This is a genomic window from Microbacterium stercoris, assembly GCF_017592545.1.
Taxonomy (GTDB): Bacteria; Actinomycetota; Actinomycetes; order Actinomycetales; family Microbacteriaceae; genus Microbacterium; species Microbacterium stercoris.
On sequence record NZ_JAGFOA010000004.1, the window covers coordinates 222,183 to 242,417 of the forward strand.

Below are 20,235 nucleotides of genomic sequence, written 5' to 3' on the forward strand. Positions count from 1 at the left end.
GCAAAGATCTCTTTGCATTGTTATCGTCGTCCTCATGGATGAGAACGAGAAGCCGCGCGAGCGCAGGGTGCTCGGCGTCGCCGAACTTCGGGCCCTCGGGCACCCGCTGCGCATGCGCATCTTCGACATCCTCAGCCAGCACGGTCCGCAGACGTCCAGCACGCTCGCGGAGCTGACGGGGGAGTCGTCGGGGTCCACCAGCTACCATCTGCGCATTCTCGCCAAGCAGGACCTGATCCGCGAGATTCCTGAGCGCAGCGTGGGGCGTGAGCGCTGGTGGGAGCGCCCCCGTGGCCAGACATCGTGGGGCGACACGGAGGAGACGCGCACCCCCGCCGGACGTGCGGCGCTGCAGGCGGCTACCTCCGAGTTCCACCGCCTTCGCAACGAGGACACGACCGACTTCTTCACCCGCCGTGTGGACCGTGAGCCGGAGGAATGGCGCGATGTGAGCTCCTCTTTCACGACGACCACCAGGATGACGGCCGCGCAGCTCGGAGAGCTGGCGGAACGCATCGAAGCGCTCATCACCGAAGCCGGTGAGCGTCACCGCGACCAGGAGGGCGACGACGTGCGCGTCGTGAGCATCCGGGCCGACCTGTTCCCGCTCTCTCCTCTCGGAGGTGCCTCATGACCGCCGTCACGCTGCCCCGACCGTCCGCAATGCGCATCACGGCGACGGAGCGCATCCTCTTGCGAGCCGCCGATGACCTCGCCGCGCACATCCATCGCCGCGCCATGCGGCGCGATGCCCGCCTGCTCGCCGACCTCGAGCGCGAGCGCGCGCTGGCTGACACGCGAATGCGAGCCATGCGCGCGATCGCGTACGACGTGCCGCGGCTCTTCTGACACGCCGCGCGCAAGACCTCAGCTCAGCTCGAGCCGAGGCCAGTCGGCGAGCTCGTCGCGCATCCGGCGGTCGTGCGTCGCGATGACCACCGCGGCGGGCGTCACTCGCAGCGCGCGTGTCAACTCGTCGACGAGATCGATGGACAGGTGGTTCGTCGGCTCATCGAGCAGCAGCACGTGCGGAACGTGCACGAGCGCACGAGCGAGTTCGAACCGGCGACGCCGCCCCACCGAGAGCTCGCCGATCGGGCGATCGAGCTCTTCCTCGGACAGCAGCCCGAGAGCCGCGATCGGCACCACGAGATCCGGGTCCAGTTCGCCCGTCTTCAGCAGGGCCAGAGCCTCTTCCCCGTAGGCCTTGAAGCCCGTGCGCTGGGCCGCCGGGCCCGCCAGCCGCGGACTCTCCTGGCGCACCACGCCGATGCGGGCGCCGGGGATCACCTCGCGGACGCCCCGGTCGAGCTTGATCGCGCCGCCGAGCGCGGCGAGCAGGGTCGACTTCCCGCTGCCGTTCGGCCCGGTGATGAGCAGGCGACCGGAGGCCGTGATGTCGATGCGTGTGCCCGGAAGGTCAAGACGATCGCCGACGCGGGGCGAGCGCAGATCGATGACGGGCCGGGAGCGGTCCCAGTCGGGGGACGCTGCGGGCAGGTCGGGGAAAGCGAGCTCCACGGGAGGCACGGGCACCTCGATCGCCTCGGCCTCGAGCTTCTGCACCAGCCTGTCGGCCGCCTTCACATGGATGCGGGCACCCGTCTGGCGGCGGTGCTTGTTGGAGCCCTTCGGCGGTCGCCATTCATCCGACAGCCCCTCGTAGGTGCGATCGAGGCGGAAGGCGAGCTTCTCGGCGCGCTGGCGCTCGGCCGCGTACCGCTGGCGCCACCTGTGCAGTGCCTGGTTCTTCGCGAAACGGTAGGAGAGGTAGCCGGGCTGCCCGTAGAGCACCGGCTTGCCATCCCAGGACGGATCGAGGTCGAGGATCGCCGTGGCCACGTCATCCAGCAGCTCGCGATCGTGTGTGACGACGACCACACCGCCGCGCCAGGCGGCCAGCTCCGTGGTGAGGAAGGCGATGGCGGCGTCGTCGAGGTGGTTCGTCGGCTCGTCGAGCAGCAGCAGGTCGCTGCGCTCGGCGAGGCGGCAGGCGAGACGCACGCGGAATCGCTGTCCGACGCTCAGCTCGGCGAGCTTCAGCGCGGGATCGCGGGGTGCGCCCAACCGCGTGAGCGCGACGTCGACGCGACGGTCCGCATCCCACGCGGCGAGGTGCTCGACGTTCGCGAGGGCACGCTGAAGCGCCGCGAGGTCGCCCGACTCGTGGTCGAAGGCCGCGACGGCCTCGTCCAGAGCGGCGGACGCGGCGCGCACACCGGCGAGCGCCGTCTGCACCAGGTCGCCGATCGTCTGGCCCGGCTCGGGATGGAGCTCCTGCTCGACGAGCGCGATCGTGCCCTGCCGGCGGATCTCTCCGCCGGAGGGCGTGAGGTCGCCGGCCAGCAGGTGCAGCAGGGTCGACTTGCCTGACCCGTTCTCGCCGACGATGCCGAGCCGCACACCCTCGGAGATGCCGACGTTCACCCCGCGGATGACGGGGCGTCCGGGGTAGGAGAACGTCAGCTCCGACGCGATGAGATGCATACGCGCCTCAGAACCGCTCCGTCGTGACCGATCCGTCCGCGTGCAGCGCGACCTCGAAGCCCGCATCCAGCTCGGCCAGCGGACGCCCCTCGAGGAAGGTCAGCGTCCAGGATCCGGTCGCGCCCTGCGCCTCGACCGCGCGGATCGCGTCGTGCAGGACGGCCGGGACGCGGGCGGGGATGTCCCCGCCCGCGCTCCATCGGGTGCCGAGCTGCATCAGGCGGGCGCTTCCGTCTCGGCGAGATCGATGCGCGTCACCGCGAACTCCTCGCCGTCGGTGATCTCGAGCTCGGCGATGCGGCCGACGGCCTTGAGATCGCCGCTCACGCGACGAAGCGCCGCGGCTGTGGCGGCGGGGGCGGTGATGGACGCGACGGCGACCGGGGTCTTCTGCGACGCCTTCGCTTCGGTCTTCGCGCGGCGGATGCCGATCAGGGCCTCCGAGGCGGCGGTGAGCACGGCGAGGTCGCCCTCGATGCCCGACGGCGTCGGCCAGGCGGCGGTGTGCACGGAGCCCTCCTGGAACCAGGACCACACCTCCTCGGACGCGAACGAGAGCACCGGCGCGAACAGGCGCGTGAGCGTCTCGAGGGCGGTGCGCAGGGCCAGTGCCGCCGACGCCTGCCCCGGGTTCTCCTGGTCGTAGGCGCGCTCCTTGACGAGTTCGAGGTAGTCGTCGCAGAACGTCCAGAAGAACGACTCCGACAGCTCCAGAGCGCGCGCGTGGTCGTACGCCTCGAGCGCCGTGGTGGCGTCGGCGACGACCCGGTCGAGGCCGGCGAGCATCGACAGGTCGAGCGGGTCGGTGATCTCGGCGCCCTCGGGGACCGGGAACGACAGGACGAACTTCGCCGCGTTGAGCAGCTTGATCGCGAGGCGTCGGCCGATCTTGATCTGCGTCGGGTTCTGCGGGTCGAACGCGGCGTCGGTGCCGAGACGGCTGGAGGCCGCCCAGTAGCGCACCGCGTCGGATCCGTGCTGCGCCAGGATGTCCGCGGGCGTGACGACATTGCCCTTCGACTTCGACATCTTCTTGCGGTCGGGATCGACGATGAATCCGGAGATCGACGCGTGGGCCCACGGGGTGCGGTCGTCCTCGAGGGCACTGCGCAGCAGCGTCGAGAACAGCCAGGTGCGGATGATGTCCTGGCCCTGCGGGCGCACGTCGAACGGCGCCACGAGGTTCCACAGCTCCTCGTCGCGCTGCCAGCCGCCCACGATCTGGGGCGTCAGCGAGGAGGTCGCCCACGTGTCGAGCACGTCGGTCTCTCCGACGAAGCCACCGGGAACGCCGCGCTGCTCGGCGGTGAAGCCGGTCGGTACATCCGTGGAGGGGTCGACGGGCAGCTGGGCGACGTCGGCGTAGATGACCTCGCCCTGCTCGCCGTTCTCATCGAGGCGGTACCAGACCGGGATCGCCACGCCGAAGAAGCGCTGACGCGACACGAGCCAGTCGCCCGAGAGCCCGTTCACCCAGTTCTCGTAGCGCACGCGCATGAACTCGGGGTGCCATTCGATCTGCCGGCCGAGCTCGAGGAGGCGCTCCTTGAGCTTCTCGTCGCGCGCGCCGTTGGTGAGGTACCACTGCTTGGTGGAGACGATCTCGAGCGGGCGGTCGCCCTTCTCGAAGAACTTCACCGGGTGCATAAAGGGCTTGCCGACCTCGAGCAGGCCGCCGGCGGCCTCGAGCAGCTCGACCATCTTCTTCTTCGCGCTGAAGACGGTGAGACCCACGAGCTCGGCGTAGGCCGCCTTGCCCTCCTCGCTCGTGATGGCTTCGGGGGCATCCGCCACGACGCGGCCGTCGAGGCCGATGATCGTGCGGATCGGCAGGTCGAGCTCGCGCCACCAGATCATGTCGGTGACGTCGCCGAAGGTGCAGACCATGGCGATGCCGGATCCCTTGTCCTGCTGCGCGAGGGGGTGCGCGAGCACCGGCACCTCGACGCCGAAGACCGGCGTGGTCACGGTCTTGCCGAAGTACGCCTTGTAGCGCTCGTCCTCGGGGTGGGCCACGAGGGCGACGCACGCGGCCAGCAGCTCGGGGCGCGTCGTCATGATCTCGATGTCGCCGGATCCGTCGGTCTTGCCGAAGGCGAGCCGGTGGTACTGAGCCTGCTGCTCGCGGTCCTCGAGCTCGGCCTGCGCGATGGCGCTGCGGAAGTCGATGTCCCAGAGGGTGGGGGCGAGGGCACGGTAGGCCTCGCCGCGGTCGGCCGAGCGCAGGAACGCGAGCTGGCTCGTGCGGATCGTCTCTTCCGAGATCGTGCGGTAGGTCTGCGTCCAGTCGACCGAGAGACCGAGGTCGCGCCACAGCTCCTCGAAGGTCTTCTCGTCCTCGACCGTGAGCCTCTCGCAGAGCTCGATGAAGTTGCGGCGGCTGACCGGCACCTGGTCGGCGGCCTTCAGGCTCTTGGCGTCGCCGTTGAAGGGCGGCACGAAGTCGGCGTCGTAGGCGAGGGACGGATCGCAGCGCACGCCGTAGTAGTTCTGGACGCGGCGCTCGGTCGGGAGGCCGTTGTCGTCCCAGCCGATCGGATAGAACACGGTCTTGCCGCGCATGCGCTCGAAACGCGCCTTCACGTCGGTGTGCGTGTACGAGAACACGTGGCCGATGTGCAGCGAGCCCGACGCGGTCGGAGGCGGCGTGTCGACCGAGTAGACGCCGGCGCGGCCGACGGCCTTGGCCGCGTCACGGTCGAACAGGTACGTTCCCTGCTCTTCCCACGCGGTTCCCCACTTGGATTCGAGACCCTCGAGCGCGGGCTTTTCGGGAATGGCGGCCATAAGGATCTCCTCGTTATAGACGGCACGGTGTCTGCGTGCCTGAGTGTGGGGGTTGTGCGCCCAGTCTACCGGTCGTGCCCGCCAGACCCGGCTGGGCCGTGTCCGGATCCCCGTGCGGCTCAGTCCCGGACGTCGACGCCCGCCGCGGCGGCGAAGACGGGGGCGAGGCGCTCGACCTGGAGCGAGGTGAGGGTGACCCCGCGAAGCGACATCACGTCGAGGAACGAGAGGGCGTCGAGGCCGCGCAGATCGACCGCGGCGCAGCGCATGCCGCGGGGATCGACCTCGTCGGCGCGCGAGTCCTCGAAGGCCACGCGGGTGAGTGTCGCCTGCGGGAGGTCGAGGGCGCGCAGCGTGCAGCCGGCGATCAGCACGTCCTCGGCCCGTGCACCGCCGAGCGTCAGGTAGTCGATGCGCACGTCGCGCAGTTCGAGCTCGGCGACGCGGGAGCCCAGCAGATCGAGAGTGCCGATGCGCCCGCCCGTGATGCGCAGTCGTCGGATCGTCGTGTCACGCATGGAGACGGACGCGGCGCGCAGGTCTGAGATCGTCACGTCGAGCAGTGTGGCGCCGGCGAGATCGAGCGATTCGACGGAGGACGACTCGATCGCACACTCCTCGAGAGACGAGTGCGCGAGCTCGACCCTGCCCTGGAGCTCCGCGAAGCGCGCCTGGTGGAAGTCGCCGTGTCGCGCGGGGGACGCCTCGGTGAGCACCGCCGCCAGATCGGGTGCGGACACCCGCGGAGCGATCGGACCCGAGCTCTTTTTGATCATGAGCCCACGGTACCGAGGGCCGCCGACACCGCGTAGAATCGTGGGAGCAGCGTCGATCCGGATATCACCGGGGAGCTCGCGGAAGAACGGGCTCCGGCCTCAGTAGAACCGCGCGGGGCAGGCCCGTCACAGCCGCAGTGAGAGCGGCGGCTCCGGCATGGGGTCGCAAGCGGGGTGGTACCGCGGGCGAGTGCCCGTCCTCGCAGACCGATCCGGATCTGCTGGAGTGAAGATGACCTACCCGAAGCCCTCCGCCTTCGGCCCTGCCGCCGATCAGGCTCTCGTCCCGAGCCCCCGCTTCCCCGACGTCGAGCGCGATGTGCTCGCGTTCTGGGAGAAGGACGACACCTTCCGCGCCTCGATCGCGCAGCGCAAGGGCGCCGACGAGTGGGTCTTCTACGACGGCCCGCCGTTCGCGAACGGCCTGCCGCACTACGGCCACCTCCTCACCGGCTACGCCAAGGACCTCTTCCCGCGCTTCCAGACGATGCGCGGCAAGAAGGTCGACCGCGTCTTCGGCTGGGACACCCACGGCCTGCCGGCCGAGCTCGAGGCGATGAAGCAGCTCGGCATCACCGAGAAGAGCGAGATCGAGGCCATGGGCATCGATGCGTTCAACGCGAAGGCCCGCGAGTCGGTGCTCGCATACACGCGCGAGTGGCAGGACTACGTCAACCGCATGGCGCGCTGGGTCGATTTCGAGCGGGGCTACAAGACGCTCGACACGTCGTTCATGGAGAGCGTGCTGTGGGCGTTCAAGACGCTCTACGACAAGGGCCTCGCATACGAGGGCTATCGCGTGCTCCCGTACTGCTGGCGCGATCAGACGCCGCTGTCGAACCACGAGCTGCGGATGGACGACGACGTCTACAAGATGCGTCAGGATCCGTCCGTGACGGTGAGCTTCCCGCTCACGGGTGCGAAGGCGGCCGAGCTGGGTCTCGAGGGCGTCCGCGCCCTGGCCTGGACGACCACCCCGTGGACGCTCCCGACGAACCTCGCCCTCGCGGTCGGCCCGGCCATCACGTACGCCGTGCTGCCCGTCGGCCCGAACGGCGCGAAGGAGGGCGCGGAGGGCGCCGAGTTCCTGCTCGCGGAGGACCTGCTCGGCGGCTACGCCAAGGACCTCGGCTACGAGTCGGCGGATGAGGCGAAGGCCGCCGTGCGCGCTCTCGTCACGGGTGCCGACCTCGGCGGCGTCACCTACGAGCGCCTGTTCGACTACTACGCCGACACCGACACCTGGGGCACCGAGAAGGCCTGGCAGATCCTGGTGGACGACTACGTCTCGACCGGCGACGGCACCGGCATCGTCCACCAGGCACCGGCCTTCGGTGAGGACGACAAGCGCCTGAGCGACGCGGCGGGCATCCCGACGATCATCTCCCTGGGCGACGACGGCCGCTTCCTCGATGTGGTCTCGGATGTCGCGGGCGAGCTCTGGATGGACGCCAACACGCCGCTCGTGCGCCTGCTGCGCCAGAACGGTCGCCTGCTGCGCCTCGCATCGTACGAGCACTCGTACCCGCACTGCTGGCGCTGCCGGAACCCCCTCATCTACAAGGCGGTGTCGAGCTGGTTCGTACGCGTCACGGACGTCAAGGACCGCCTGCTCGAGCACAACCAGGAGATCACCTGGGCCCCCGAGAACGTCAAGGACGGCCAGTTCGGCAAGTGGCTCGAGGGCTCGCGCGACTGGTCGATCAGCCGAAACCGCTTCTGGGGCTCGCCGATCCCGATCTGGAAGTCGGATGACGCGAACTATCCGCGTGTCGACGCCTACGGCTCGCTCGAGGATCTGGAGCGTGACTTCGGCCGCCTCCCGCTCAACGAGCAGGGCGAGGTGGACCTGCACCGTCCGTACATCGACGACCTGACGCGCCCGAACCCGGACGACCCCACGGGCCAGAGCACCATGCGCCGCATCGAGGACGTGTTCGACGTGTGGTTCGACTCGGGCTCCATGCCGTTCGCGCAGGTGCACTATCCGTTCGAGAACCAGGAGTGGTTCGATTCGCACTCGCCGGCCGACTTCATCGTCGAGTACATCGGCCAGACGCGCGGCTGGTTCTACGTGATGCATGTGCTGTCGACGGCGCTGTTCGACCGTCCGGCATTCTCGGGTGTCTCGTGCCACGGCATCGTGCTGGGCTCCGACGGTCAGAAGATGTCGAAGTCGCTGCGCAATTACCCGGACGTGTCGGAGGTCTTCGACCGCGACGGATCCGATGCGATGCGCTGGTTCCTGATGTCGTCGAGCGTGCTGCGCGGCGGAAACCTCATCGTCACCGAGGAGGGCATCCGCTCGGGTGTGCGGGAGTTCCTGCTGCCCCTGTGGAACTCGTTCTACTTCTTCTCGACGTACGCGAACGCGGCGGGCGGGCCCGCGGGATCCGGCTACGAGGCGAAGTGGTCCACCGCGTCGACCGACGTGCTCGACCGCCACATCCTGGCGCTGCTCGGCGACCTGGTGCGCGATGTCGCCGCCGACCTCGACGTGCTCGACTCGACCACGGCCGCGGCCCGCCTGCGCGACTTCGCCGAGGTGCTGACGAACTGGTACATCCGCCGCTCGCGCGACCGCTTCTGGACGGGCGTGACCGACGACCCGAAGTCGACCGAGGCCTTCGACACCCTCTACACGGTGCTCGAGACGCTCACCCGCGTCGCGGCCCCGATGATCCCGCTTGTGTCGGAGCGCATCTGGCAGGGGCTGACGGGCGGCCGCTCGGTCCACCTGACCGACTGGCCCGACGCCACGGCGTTCCCGGCCGCGGCGGACATCCGCGAGGCCATGGACGCCGTGCGCGAGGCCTCGAGCGTCGCGAACGCCCTCCGCAAGAAAGAGGGGCTGCGCGTGCGCCTGCCCCTGGCCAAGCTCACGGTCGTCACCGCTCACGAGGGTCTCGGCCAGTTCGAGGACATCCTGCGCGACGAGCTGAACGTCAAGGCCGTCGAGCTCGTCGCCCTGGGGGAGAACACGGGTGCCGAGTACGGGATTTCGCACCGCCTCACGATCAACGCGCGCGCCGCGGGACCGCGCCTGGGCAAGCAGGTGCAGCAGGCGATAAAGGCCGCACGCGAGGGCTTCTGGACCGAACAGGACGGCGTTGTCACCGTCGACGGCCTGGCGCTCGAGCCGGGGGAGTACGAGCTCGTGCTCGAGACCGCCGGCCGACCGGAGGGTGAGGCGCTCGCACTGCTGCCGACCGGCGGCTTCGTGCTGCTCGACACCACGACGACGCCCGAGCTCGAGGCCGAGGGTCTGGCGCGCGACGTGATCCGCGCCGTGCAGGACACCCGCAAGGCCGCCGACTTCGACGTCTCCGACCGGATCCGCCTGACGCTGGCCTTCTCGGACGCGGCTGATGCCGCCGCCGTGCGGTCCGCCGCCGAGGTCGCCGACGTCGCGGGCGAGACGCTCGCCGTCGAGTTCGCCGTCGTCGACGGCGCGGACGCCGGTGCCGCCGAGCACACCGTCGTGGTGAAGGCGGGCACGTACGCCAACGCCGGTGACTTCGCGGTCGCCGTCAGCCGGATCGGAGCAGCGCAGTGAGCGACGACATCATCGAGAGCACGCCCGAGGAGCGCCGGCGGGCCGACAGGGTCTACGAGACGCTGCTGAGCCGCGCGGGGGAGCGCTGGGTGCAGCCGCGCATGGAGCGCACGGCGCGCGTGCTCGAGCTTCTCGACGACCCGCAGCGCACGTACCGCGTGATCCACGTCACCGGCACCAACGGCAAGACGTCGACGAGTCGCATCATCGAGAGCCTCGTGCGCGCCCACGGGCTGCGCACCGGACTGTTCACGAGCCCTCACCTCGAGCGCTGGACCGAGCGGATCCGCATCGATGGCGAGCCGATCGCCGATGCGGCGGCCGCCGCCGCGTGGGACGAGATCGAGCCCTTCGTCGCCATCGTCGACGCCGAGCTCGAGGCGAAGGGCGAGGAGCCGCTGACGTTCTTCGAACTGCTCACGGTGCTCGCGTTCGTCGCCTTCGCCGATGCCCCCATCGACGTCCTGGTGCTGGAGGTCGGCATGGGCGGCGCGTGGGATTCGACCAACACCGCCGACGGCGATGTCGCGGTCTTCACGCCGATCGATCTGGATCATGCGGATCGCCTCGGCGAGACCATCACGGAGATCGCGACCGTGAAGTCGGGCATCATCAAGGACGGCGCGCGCGTCGTGTCGGCCCGGCAGTCGCCCGAGGCCGAGGCCGTGCTGCGCGCGGTCGCGGCGGAGAAGGGGGCGGAGATCGCCTTCGAGGGCGAGGGCTTCGCGCTCGTCGAGGACAAGCTCGCGGTGGGCGGCCAGCTCATCACCGTGAAGGGCCTCGCGGGGGAGTACCCCGAGGAGTACCTGCCGCTCTACGGGCGTCATCAGGGCGCGAACGCCGCTCTCGCCATCGCTGCCGTCGAGTCGCTCATCGGAGACGCCGCTCAGGCGGTGCCCGGGGAGATCCTGACCGAGGGTCTCGCAGAGGCGACATCGCCCGGGCGCCTGCAGCTGCTCGGCATCGAGCCGACCGTGCTCGTCGACGCCGCGCACAACCCGCACGGCGCGGCGGCCCTGGCCGCGGCCCTGAAGGAGTCGTTCGACTTCGACGAGTGGGGTCTTGTGCTGGGCGTGCTCGGCGACAAGGACGCCATCGGCATCCTGCGCGAGCTCGGCCCGATCGCGGCGCACGTGTTCGCCACCGCCCCCGATTCGGATCGCGCGACCGATCCGGATGCGCTCGCCGACCTCGTCGAGAGCGCCGGCCTGCGGGTCACGGTGCACCCGGCGCTCGCGGACGCCGCCGACGCGGCACGCGAATGGGCGGCCGGGTCGCCGCGGCGAGCGGTCGCCATCACCGGATCCGTGGTGCTCGCGGGCGAGGCGATCTCGCTCGCGGACGACGAGGACTGGAAGGCCGGGTGGCGCGCATGACCGACGCTCCCGCGCCCCGCGCCCCGCGCTACCGCTCGCTGCCGGAGAAGCTCGGCCAGGTCGTGCTCGGCTTCGAGGCGATCGTCGTCTTTCTCGCCGGTCTCGTCATCTACGGCCTCGGCGCGCTGCCCGAGCCCGTGCCCGACTGGTGGGGCATCGTGGCGGGAGCGGTCGTCGGCCTCGCGATGTTCGCATGCGCCGGTCTGCTGAGCCGCCCGTCCGGATTCGCGATCGGCTGGGTTCTCCAGGTCGTTGTGGCCCTCGGCGCCATCTTCGTCCCGGGGATCCTGGTCGTCACGCTCGTCTTCGGCGGGATGTGGGCGTATGCGACGATCGGAGGCGGACGCATCGAGCAGCGCCTGACGGCGCAGCGTCTCGCGGACGAACGCGCCGACGACTCGAACTGATCCGCATCACCTACGAAAACGCATCGAAACGAGAGAAGACATGGCCACCGAAGAGACCCTCGTCCTCGTCAAGCCGGACGGCGTCGCCCGCGGGCTGACCGGCACGATCCTCGCCCGCATCGAGGCGAAGGGCTACTCGCTCGTCGACATCCGCCTCGTCGAGCCCAGCCGCGACCTGCTCGCCCAGCACTACGCCGAGCACGAGGGCAAGCCGTTCTACGAGCCGCTGCTGGAGTTCATGATGTCCGGCCCCGTTGTGGCCATCCGCCTCGCCGGCAACCGCGTGATCGAGGGCTTCCGCTCGCTCGCCGGGACCACGGACCCGACCACGGCCGCCCCGGGAACCATCCGCGGCGACCTCGGCCGCGACTGGGGTCTCGCCGTGCAGCAGAACCTCGTCCACGGCTCCGACTCGCCCGAGTCGGCTGCGCGCGAGCTCGCCATCTGGTTCTGACGCGACCGTCGCCTGCAACGCGAACGGCCCGGATCCGCGGATCCGGGCCTTTCGCGTGCCGTCAGAACAGGTTCTCGAGCACGTCCAGTCGCAGCTGCGCGATCACGGCGACCACGGCGTAGCTGACCACCGTCAGCACGGGCAGCCAGCCCATCAGCTTGTCGGCTCCGCGCGAGATCGGGCCCGTGCCGATGATGCGCAGCACGTGGAGCAGCACGGCGTAGAAGGTGGGGAAGGTGACGGCCCACGTGACCATGCACCACGGGCAGAGCGTGCCGAGCGAGAAGATGCTCTGTCCGATCAGCCAGCACACGAAGGCGACCGCGAAGGTCATGCCCGCGAGGAACAGGATCCAGAACCACTTCGCGAAGCGCGCTCCCGCCAGGATCGCCGCGCCCACGACGACGGGAGCGACCCAGCCGGCGAGACCCAGGATCGGGTTCGGGAATCCGAACACCGAGCCCTGCCAGGAGCCGAGATTCGCGCTGCACTGCACCAGCACGCTGAAGTCGCAGCCGGCCGCCGCACCCGGGTCGGCGAGCTGCACCATCTTCTCGACGGTGAGCTCGAAGGCCGCCCACCAGCCGATGACTCCGGCGATCATGAGCCAGACGGCGAGGACGACGGGGCGGGAGCGCTTCTCGGTCACGGGTCCATTCTCGCCCTCTGAGAAGACGCTCTGCACAGGCCACGGATCGCGCGGAGAGGACATTGCGTGCGCAGTTGCGCGTTCGCAGTGCGATAATGACCTCTGACGCATATCGCGGCCGCGCCGCGACAGTGTCGATTGCAGACTTCGGGGCAGAGATGACCCGCGCGACCAGAGCCGTGAGCCGGTCGCAGGCCGATAGAGTTCGCGGCACCGCCGAGGCGGGCCGCACGAGTTTTCCGGGCGACGCGCGGATGTTCGCCCGCAGGGAGTGCGCCAGCGATGGCTGAACAGAACACTGAACACGACGACAGCACCTTCGACGCGGCTTCTGACGCGGTGACGGTCGAGCCGCAGACGGCGGATGCCGAGGGCACAGCCGAGGCCGGGCCGAGCGCGGAGCAGAGCGAGGCGCCGGTCGCCGAGGCCGAGTCTGCCGAGCCGGTCGCGACCGCGGGTCAGTCGGCCGACTCCGAGCAGGCTGGCCCCGCCGGGCAGCCCGCCGCTTCCGTGGAGGCCGCCGAGGAGACCGCCGTGCCGGTCGACGCCGAGACTGAGGCCGCTCAGAGTGAGACCGGCGAGCCGGATCAGACGACCGCTGAGACGGCCGCGCAGTCGCAGGCCGCCGAGGCTGAGCCGGAAGCCGAGCCCGAGAAGCCGGCGCTTCCCACGGCCGTGAGCCTGGGGCTGCTGCCCGAGGAGTTCGTGTCGCAGGTCTCGACCGCGCTGCACTTCTACGCGCCGGATGTCGCGCTGCTCCCGCCGCTGCCCGAGCCGACCCAGAACGCTGAGAGCGGCCGGTCGTCGCGTCGTCGTCGCCGTCGTGGTGGCGACGAGGGCGAGGGCGACCAGGGCGGCTCGACCGAGATCGTCGAGAGCCAGCCGCGGCGTCCGCGTCAGCGGGTCGTCGAGGTGGTCACCGAGCCGCAGCGCATCAAGGGCTCCACCCGGCTCGAGGCGAAGAAGCAGCGCCGTCGCGACGGACGAGAGGCCGGCCGGCGCCGCCCCGTCGTCACGGAGGCGGAGTTCCTCGCGCGTCGTGAGGCCGTCGACCGCCAGATGATCGTCCGCTCGAAGAGCGGTCGTGTGCAGATCGCCGTGCTCGAGGACAACGTCCTGGTCGAGCACTACGTCGCGCGCAGCCAGGACGCGTCGCTCATCGGCAACGTCTACCTCGGCCGCGTGCAGAACGTCCTCCCGAGCATGGAGGCGGCGTTCGTCGACATCGGCCGCGGACGCAACGCGGTGCTCTACTCGGGCGAGGTGGATTGGGATTCGGTCGAGACCGGCAACCAGCCGCGGCGCATCGAGCTCGCCCTCAAGCCGGGTGACAAGGTGCTCGTGCAGGTCACGAAGGATCCGGTCGGCCACAAGGGCGCGCGCCTGACGAGCCAGATCTCGTTGCCGGGCCGCTACCTCGTGTACGTGCCGGGCGGTGCGATGAACGGCATCTCGCGCAAGCTCCCGGACACGGAGCGCTCGCGCCTGAAGAAGATCCTCAAGGAGGTGCTGCCCGAGTCGTCGGGCGTCATCGTGCGCACGGCCGCCGAGGGCGCCACCGAGGACCAGCTCACCCGCGACGTCAACCGCCTCACCTCGCAGTGGGCGCACATCAGCGCGATGGTCGAGAAGGGCAACGCCCCGACCCTGCTGCACAGCGAGCCCGACCTGCTGGTCAAGATCGTCCGCGACGTCTTCAACGAGGACTTCACGAAGATGCTGATCCAGGGATCCGATGCCCAGCAGACGATCACGAGCTACCTCGAGGGTGTCGCCCCCGACCTTCTCGACCGCATCGAGAACTACGAGGACGAGCAGGATCCGTTCGACCGCTTCCGCATCACCGAGCAGATCGAGAAGGCTCTCGACCGCAAGGTCTGGCTTCCGTCGGGTGGATCCCTCGTCATCGACCGCACGGAGGCGATGACGGTCGTCGATGTCAACACCGGCAAGTTCGTGGGATCCGGTGGCAACCTCGAGGAGACGGTCACCAAGAACAACCTCGAGGCTGCCGAGGAGATCGTGCGCCAGCTGCGCCTGCGCGACATCGGCGGCATCATCGTCGTGGACTTCATCGACATGGTGCTCGAGTCGAATCGCGATCTCGTCCTGCGTCGCCTGGTCGAGTGCCTCAGCCGTGACCGCACGAAGCACCAGGTCGCCGAGGTGACGTCGCTCGGGCTTGTGCAGATGACCCGCAAGAAGCTCGGCCTCGGCCTGCTCGAGACGTTCAGCGAGGCGTGCGAGGTCTGCGCGGGTCGCGGCGTCATCGTGCACCACGACCCCGTGGTCAAGCACCGCGCCACGGCGGCGCCCGCCGAGCGCAGCGGCTCGCACTCCGGGCGTCGCTCGCGTGGCGGCTCGTCGAACGGGCAGCAGCAGTCGGGCGGCAACGGCCAGCAGCCGAGTGCCGCGGCCGGTGTGGCCGGCACGCACGTGATCACCGAGGGCGTGAAGTCGGCGCTCGCTCAGATCGCGGCGTCGACCATCCACCCCGCAGACAAGGTCGAGACGCACCCCGACGTGCTCATCGAGCTGCCCGAGGGGCCGCGCACGCCGTCGCGTCAGGAGGCCGAGGGCAGTCAGGACCGCCCCAAGAAGCCGCGTCGCAAGCGCGCGTCCGATCGCGGCGACCGCTCGCAGGACCGCCCGTCGTCGTCGCAGTCGCCCTCGCAGCCCCAGGCCGACAAGTCGCCTACGGCGCAGCTGCTGGACTCGGTTCTCAATGCGCTCCCCGAGCCGAAGGCCCCCGGTCAGGGCCGCAGCCGCAGCCGTCGCGTCACCACGGCGGCGCTGACCGGCACGGCCGTGTCGGTGACCCCGGCGCAGCCCGCGGAGGGCTGATCCCGGTCGCACACGCTGACGCCCTCCGGCATCGCCGGAGGGCGTCAGCCGTTGCGCCGCTCCCGTGCGGTGACTCGCAGTCCCGAGGCGATCAGCGCGCGGACGAGGGCCTTGCCGGATACGGGGAGGGCGCCTGCGGCCACGAGGCGCGGGATCATGTCCTCGGGGACGTCGTAGTGGTCGCGGTCGAAGGCTCGCGGCGGCACGCCCTGAGCCGCCGCGAACGCGTGCAGCTCTGCCAGTTCGGAGTCGCTCACGAGATGAGCCCACAGTCGGCCGTGGTTGGGCCAGATGGGGTCGTCGACCAGGATCGCCATCGCTCGATCGTATCCGCGACACACCCTGTGACGTTGCCCGGCGCTTTTGCCGGTTTCCGGTTCGATCCGGTAGAGTATTCCTTTGGTGCGCCCCCTGTGTTGCGCGTCCCCGACGACGTCGCCGCAAAAGCCTTGCAGGCGCCCCTCGCGGCCAGCGAGAGCAAGCGAAGTCTTCAGTGAGATCCCGGAGCCGGATGAGGCTCCCCAATGAAACAAGGTGTGAAGTGGTTTACGCAGTTGTGCGCGCCGGCGGCCGTCAGGAGAAGGTCGAGGTCGGCACCATCGTTCAGCTCGACCGTCAGCAGGCCGCTGCGGGCGAGACGATCGAGCTCGCCGCCGTCCTTCTCGTCGACGGCGACAACGTGACGACGGACGCTGAGAAGCTCGCGAAGGTCAAGGTCACGGCCGAGGTCGTGGGCAACCTCCGCGGTCCCAAGATCGTCATCCAGAAGTTCAAGAACAAGACCGGCTACAAGAAGCGCCAGGGCCACCGCCAGGACCTCACGCGCGTCAAGATCACCGGCATCAAGTAAGTCCCGATTCGGAGGATCTGAGAGATGGCACACAAAAAGGGCGCAAGCTCCACCCGTAACGGTCGCGACTCCAACGCCCAGCGACTGGGCGTGAAGCGTTTCGGCGGCCAGGTCGTCAGCGCGGGCGAGATCCTCGTCCGCCAGCGTGGCACGCACTTCCACCCGGGCGCCAACGTCGGCCGCGGTGGCGACGACACGCTGTTCGCCCTCGCCGCCGGTGCGGTCGAGTTCGGCAACAAGGGCGGCCGCAAGGTCGTCAACATCGTCGCCGGCGAGTAATCAGCTCGTCGCAGCGCGATAACCAATCTGCGGGACGGGGCGGGCTTCGGCTCGTCCCGTCCTTCTTTATCTCTGGCAGGAGTCGGATCACCATGGTCACGTTCGTCGATGAGGTCACGCTTCACCTGCGTGCCGGCAAGGGCGGCAACGGCTGCGTCTCGGTGCGTCGCGAGAAGTTCAAGCCGCTCGGCGGCCCGGACGGGGCGAACGGCGGCGACGGCGGCGACATCATCCTCGTCGCCGACCCGCAGACGACGACCCTGCTGAGCTACCACCACTCGCCGCACCGCTCCGCCGGCAACGGCGGCTTCGGCATGGGCGACATGCGCTCCGGTGCCCAGGGCGAGGACCTCGAGCTGCCGGTGCCTGTGGGCACGGTCGTCAAGGATCCGTCGGGCGAGGTGCTCGTCGACATGATCGAACCGGGCATGCGCTTCGTCGCGGCGCCCGGCGGCAAGGGCGGTCTCGGCAACGCCGCGCTCGCGACCCCGAAGCGAAAGGCGCCGGGATTCGCGCTGCTCGGTGAGCCGGGCTGGGAGGGCGATCTCGTTCTCGAGCTCAAGACCGTCGCCGACGTGGCGCTCGTCGGTTTCCCGTCCGCCGGCAAGTCGAGCCTGATCGCGACGATCTCCGCGGCGCGCCCCAAGATCGCCGATTATCCGTTCACGACCCTGCACCCGAACCTCGGCGTTGTGCAGGCCGGAGACATCCGGTACACCGTCGCCGACGTCCCGGGCCTCATCGAGGGCGCGAGCGAGGGACGCGGCCTCGGCCTCGAGTTCCTCCGTCACGTCGAGCGCTGCTCGGTGCTGGTGCACGTGCTCGACTGCGCCACGCTCGAGCCCGGTCGCGACCCGCTGTCGGACCTCGAGACCATCCGCGCCGAACTCGGCGCGTACCCCGTCGCCGAGGGCCAGACGCCCCTGCTCGAGCGCCCTCAGGTGGTTGTGCTGAACAAGATCGACGTGCCCGAGGCCGAGGAGCTCGCCGAGTTCGTCCGTCCCGACCTCGAGGCGCTGGGCTACCGCGTGTTCGAGATCTCGACCGTCGCCCGCAAGGGACTGCGCGAGCTGACCTTCGCGCTCGGCGAGATCGTGGACACCGAGCGCAAGGCGGCTCCGGCCGTCGCCCCGCAGCCGCGTGTGGTGATCCGTCCCAAGGGCTCCCAGCGCGAGTTCGAGGTCAAGGTCGAGGGCGGCTCGTACGGCAACATCTACCGGATCGTGGGGGAGAAGCCGGTGCGCTGGGTGCAGCAGACCGACTTCACCAACGAAGAGGCCGTTGGCTTCCTCTCCGACCGTCTCGACAAGCTCGGCATTGACAACGAGCTGTACCGCGCGGGCGCGACGCCCGGCTCGACGGTGCTCATCGGCGAGGGCGAGTCGATCGTCTTCGACTGGGAGCCCGCGATCGGCGCGGTCGCCGAGCTGATGCAGGCCCCGCGCGGCCTCGACCCGCGCATGCTGCAGAACTCGCGCCGCACGAGCAATGAGCGTCGCGAGCAGTACCACGCGCGTCAGGACGCCCGTGCCGCGGCGCGTGCCGAGGCCGATGAGCTTCGTCGCGCCAAGCGCACCGACATCGACGGCGACGACTTCGAGGGCGAGGGCGACCAGGCGTGATCGTGCAGGACCGGGCGGACATCGCATCCGCTCAGCGCATCGTTGTGAAGGTCGGCTCCTCGTCGATCAGCGGTGAGGCCTCCTGGCGCATCCCGATGCTCGTGAAGGCGCTTGCGGACGCACACCGTCGGGGTGCCGAGGTGCTGCTGGTGTCGTCGGGGGCGATCGCGACGGGCATGCCGTTCCTCGACCTGGCGTCGCGACCCACCGACCTGGCCACGCAGCAGGCAGCGGCGGCCGTCGGTCAGAACGTGCTCGTCTACCGCTACCAGGAGGCGCTGCGTCCGTTCGGCATCACCGCGGGACAGATCCTGCTCACCGCCGGCGACTTCGAGGACCCGACGCACCGCAGCAACGCCCAGCGCGCCCTCGAGCGCCTGCTGGATCTGCGGATCCTGCCGATCGTGAACGAGAACGACACGGTCGCGACGCACGAGATCCGTTTCGGCGACAACGATCGCCTGGCGGCCCTCGTCGCGCGCCTGGTCTCGGCCGACGCGCTCGTGCTGCTCAGCGACATCGCGCACCTGTACACGCGCCCTCCTGGGGAGCCCGGCGCGGAGCCCCTCGACGTCATCGCCCACGACGCCGACCTGTCGGCGCTCGAGTTCGGGTCTGTGGTCGTCAACAGCGTCGGCACCGGGGGAGCGGCGACCAAGGTCTCCGCGGCGCGGCTCGCGGCCGCGAACGGCATCGGCACGCTGGTGACGAGCGCCGATCTGGTCGCCGACGCCCTCGCAGGCAACCACGTCGGCACCTGGTTCGCCCCCGCGCCCTCGCCCGCCTCGCTCGGTAAACTCGCCCAATGAGCATCGTCGAGTCCCCGGTCTCCGCCGACACTGCCGCCGACACCCCGCAGGATCGGCTGCGCCTGGCCAAGGAGGCCGCTCGCGCCGCTGCCCGCCTCACCAGTGGCAAGAAGGCCGCGGCTCTCGACGCGATCGCCGACGCTCTCCTCGCGAACTCGGCCCGGATCATCGCGGCCAATGCCGAGGATCTCGCCCGTGGCGAGCGCAATGAGATCGGCGCCGGCCTGCTCGACCGGCTGCGCCTCGACGAGAAGCGCGTGGCGGGTCTCGCCGATGCGCTCCGCGACATCGCGAAGCTGCCCGATCCCGTCGGCGAGGTCATCCGCGGCCACCGGATGCCCAACGGCGTGAACCTCGAGCAGGTGCGCGTGCCGTTCGGGGTCGTGGGCGCGATCTACGAGGCCCGCCCGAACGTGACCGTCGACATCGCCGCCCTCGCGCTGCGCTCCGGCAATGCGGTCGTGCTCCGCGGCGGCAGCGCTGCCCTCTCGTCGAACACCGTGCTCGTGCGGGTGATGCGCGACGCGCTGGAGGCTCGGGGCATCACGCCCGAGATCATCCAGTCGGTCGACGCGTTCGGTCGCGATGGCGCGAAGGCGCTGATGCACGGGCGCGGCTTCATCGACGTGCTCGTGCCCCGCGGCAGCGCCGGCCTCATCGAGACCGTCGTCACCGAATCGACCGTGCCCGTCATCGAGACCGGCGCGGGCAACGTGCACATCGTGCTCGACGAGAGCGCTCGGGACGACTGGGCTCGCGAGATCGTGGTCAACGCCAAGGTGCAGCGTCCCAGCGTCTGCAATGCCGCCGAGACCGTGCTCGTGCTGCGCGGCGCCGCAGAGCGGCTGGTCGGTCCGGTGTCGGCCGCGCTGCAGGCCGAGGGCGTGACCATCCATGGCGATGAAACCGTGCAGCAACTCGCGAGCGGCATCGTGCCCGCCACCGAAGACGACTGGGCCACCGAGTACCTGAGCCTGGACATCGCCTTCAAGGTCGTCGACACCCTCGACGACGCGATCGCGCACATCCGCCGCTACTCGACCGGTCACACCGAGTCGATCATCACGAACGACCTGGCCAACGCCGAGCACTTCCTCGCGGAGGTCGACTCGGCTGTGGTGCTCGTGAACGCGTCGACCCGCTTCACAGACGGCGGCGAGTTCGGGTTCGGCGCAGAGGTCGGCATCTCGACCCAGAAGCTGCACGCGCGCGGCCCCATGGGACTTCCGGAGCTGACGAGCACGAAGTGGCTCGGTCGTGGCGCCGGGCAGGTCCGGATCTGAACGATAAGCTTGATCAGCACGTCACATATGTCCGTGCCACAGACTGAACGGAGCAC

Annotated in this window: 18 protein-coding genes; 12 read left to right on the forward strand and 6 right to left on the reverse strand. The window is 69.8% G+C overall.

Features of this window, described 5'->3' with window-relative positions; translation table 11 throughout:
• The first annotated feature begins 34 nt into the window (after positions 1–34).
• Together J5V96_RS11250 and J5V96_RS11255 are read left to right on the forward strand one after the other, a co-directional pair.
• Entirely contained in the window at positions 35–634 is a 600-nt protein-coding gene (locus tag J5V96_RS11250; protein WP_208503807.1) for an ArsR/SmtB family transcription factor, read from the forward strand.
• The gene (locus J5V96_RS11255) at positions 631–849 is read left to right on the forward strand and encodes a hypothetical protein (protein WP_208503809.1); all 219 of its coding nucleotides are present in this window, start codon (positions 631–633) and stop codon (positions 847–849) included. The genes J5V96_RS11250 and J5V96_RS11255 overlap by 4 nt, the downstream gene beginning before the upstream one ends.
• A gap of 18 nt (positions 850–867) precedes the next feature.
• Here J5V96_RS11255 and J5V96_RS11260 read toward each other — a convergent pair whose 3' ends face one another.
• The 4 genes from J5V96_RS11260 to J5V96_RS11275 form a co-directional block, all read right to left on the reverse strand.
• Entirely contained in the window at positions 868–2,487 is a 1,620-nt protein-coding gene (locus J5V96_RS11260; RefSeq protein WP_208503811.1) for an ABC-F family ATP-binding cassette domain-containing protein, read from the reverse strand.
• Positions 2,488–2,494: 7 nt separating this feature from the next.
• Entirely contained in the window at positions 2,495–2,704 is a 210-nt protein-coding gene (locus J5V96_RS11265; RefSeq protein WP_208503813.1) for a hypothetical protein, read from the reverse strand.
• The gene (gene valS, locus J5V96_RS11270; protein ID WP_208503814.1) at positions 2,704–5,274 is read right to left on the reverse strand and encodes a valine--tRNA ligase; all 2,571 of its coding nucleotides are present in this window, start codon (positions 5,272–5,274) and stop codon (positions 2,704–2,706) included. Before valS ends, J5V96_RS11265 begins: the two co-directional genes overlap by 1 nt.
• Positions 5,275–5,393: 119 nt before the next feature.
• Positions 5,394–6,050: a pentapeptide repeat-containing protein gene (locus tag J5V96_RS11275; protein WP_208503816.1), complete on the reverse strand. Its 657-nt coding sequence runs from the start codon at positions 6,048–6,050 to the stop codon at positions 5,394–5,396.
• A 232-nt stretch (positions 6,051–6,282) separates the two neighbouring features.
• Between J5V96_RS11275 and ileS the strand changes: the two genes are divergently transcribed.
• The 4 genes from ileS to ndk are packed head-to-tail and all read left to right on the forward strand — an operon-like array spanning position 6,283 to position 11,843.
• The gene (ileS, locus tag J5V96_RS11280) at positions 6,283–9,606 is read left to right on the forward strand and encodes an isoleucine--tRNA ligase (RefSeq protein ID WP_208503818.1); all 3,324 of its coding nucleotides are present in this window, start codon (positions 6,283–6,285) and stop codon (positions 9,604–9,606) included.
• The gene (locus J5V96_RS11285; protein ID WP_307793598.1) at positions 9,603–10,982 is read left to right on the forward strand and encodes a bifunctional folylpolyglutamate synthase/dihydrofolate synthase; all 1,380 of its coding nucleotides are present in this window, start codon (positions 9,603–9,605) and stop codon (positions 10,980–10,982) included. Before ileS ends, J5V96_RS11285 begins: the two co-directional genes overlap by 4 nt.
• Complete coding sequence (locus tag J5V96_RS11290; protein WP_236014752.1) at positions 10,979–11,389, forward strand: DUF4233 domain-containing protein; 411 nt, start codon at positions 10,979–10,981, stop codon at positions 11,387–11,389. Before J5V96_RS11285 ends, J5V96_RS11290 begins: the two co-directional genes overlap by 4 nt.
• A gap of 40 nt (positions 11,390–11,429) precedes the next feature.
• Positions 11,430–11,843: a nucleoside-diphosphate kinase gene (ndk, locus tag J5V96_RS11295; protein ID WP_208503822.1), complete on the forward strand. Its 414-nt coding sequence runs from the start codon at positions 11,430–11,432 to the stop codon at positions 11,841–11,843.
• A 61-nt stretch (positions 11,844–11,904) separates the two neighbouring features.
• Here the strand turns inward: ndk and J5V96_RS11300 are convergent, their stop codons facing one another.
• On the reverse strand, positions 11,905–12,447 hold the full coding sequence (locus J5V96_RS11300; RefSeq protein ID WP_236014783.1) for a vitamin K epoxide reductase family protein: 543 nt from the start codon (positions 12,445–12,447) through the stop codon (positions 11,905–11,907).
• 327 nt (positions 12,448–12,774) lie between these two features.
• Here J5V96_RS11300 and J5V96_RS11305 point away from each other — a divergent pair, with 327 nt between their 5' ends.
• The gene (locus tag J5V96_RS11305; protein WP_208503827.1) at positions 12,775–15,336 is read left to right on the forward strand and encodes an Rne/Rng family ribonuclease; all 2,562 of its coding nucleotides are present in this window, start codon (positions 12,775–12,777) and stop codon (positions 15,334–15,336) included.
• 44 nt (positions 15,337–15,380) lie between these two features.
• On the opposite strand, the gene J5V96_RS11310 is transcribed toward J5V96_RS11305, so the two are convergent.
• Complete coding sequence (locus J5V96_RS11310) at positions 15,381–15,653, reverse strand: DUF4031 domain-containing protein (protein WP_208503830.1); 273 nt, start codon at positions 15,651–15,653, stop codon at positions 15,381–15,383.
• Positions 15,654–15,877: 224 nt separating this feature from the next.
• Here J5V96_RS11310 and rplU point away from each other — a divergent pair, with 224 nt between their 5' ends.
• From rplU to J5V96_RS11335, 5 genes are all read left to right on the forward strand, one after another.
• Positions 15,878–16,186, forward strand: a complete 309-nt coding sequence (gene rplU / locus J5V96_RS11315; RefSeq protein ID WP_208503831.1) for a 50S ribosomal protein L21 — start codon at positions 15,878–15,880, stop codon at positions 16,184–16,186.
• 24 nt (positions 16,187–16,210) lie between these two features.
• On the forward strand, positions 16,211–16,465 hold the full coding sequence (rpmA, locus tag J5V96_RS11320; RefSeq protein WP_055991412.1) for a 50S ribosomal protein L27: 255 nt from the start codon (positions 16,211–16,213) through the stop codon (positions 16,463–16,465).
• 92 nt (positions 16,466–16,557) lie between these two features.
• On the forward strand, positions 16,558–18,087 hold the full coding sequence (gene obgE / locus J5V96_RS11325) for a GTPase ObgE (protein WP_208503833.1): 1,530 nt from the start codon (positions 16,558–16,560) through the stop codon (positions 18,085–18,087).
• On the forward strand, positions 18,084–18,896 hold the full coding sequence (gene proB / locus J5V96_RS11330) for a glutamate 5-kinase (protein ID WP_208503835.1): 813 nt from the start codon (positions 18,084–18,086) through the stop codon (positions 18,894–18,896). The genes obgE and proB overlap by 4 nt, the downstream gene beginning before the upstream one ends.
• A complete protein-coding gene (locus J5V96_RS11335; RefSeq protein ID WP_208503837.1) occupies positions 18,893–20,179 on the forward strand; it encodes a glutamate-5-semialdehyde dehydrogenase in 1,287 nt (428 codons plus the stop codon). The genes proB and J5V96_RS11335 overlap by 4 nt, the downstream gene beginning before the upstream one ends.
• The last annotated feature ends 56 nt before the right edge of the window (positions 20,180–20,235 follow it).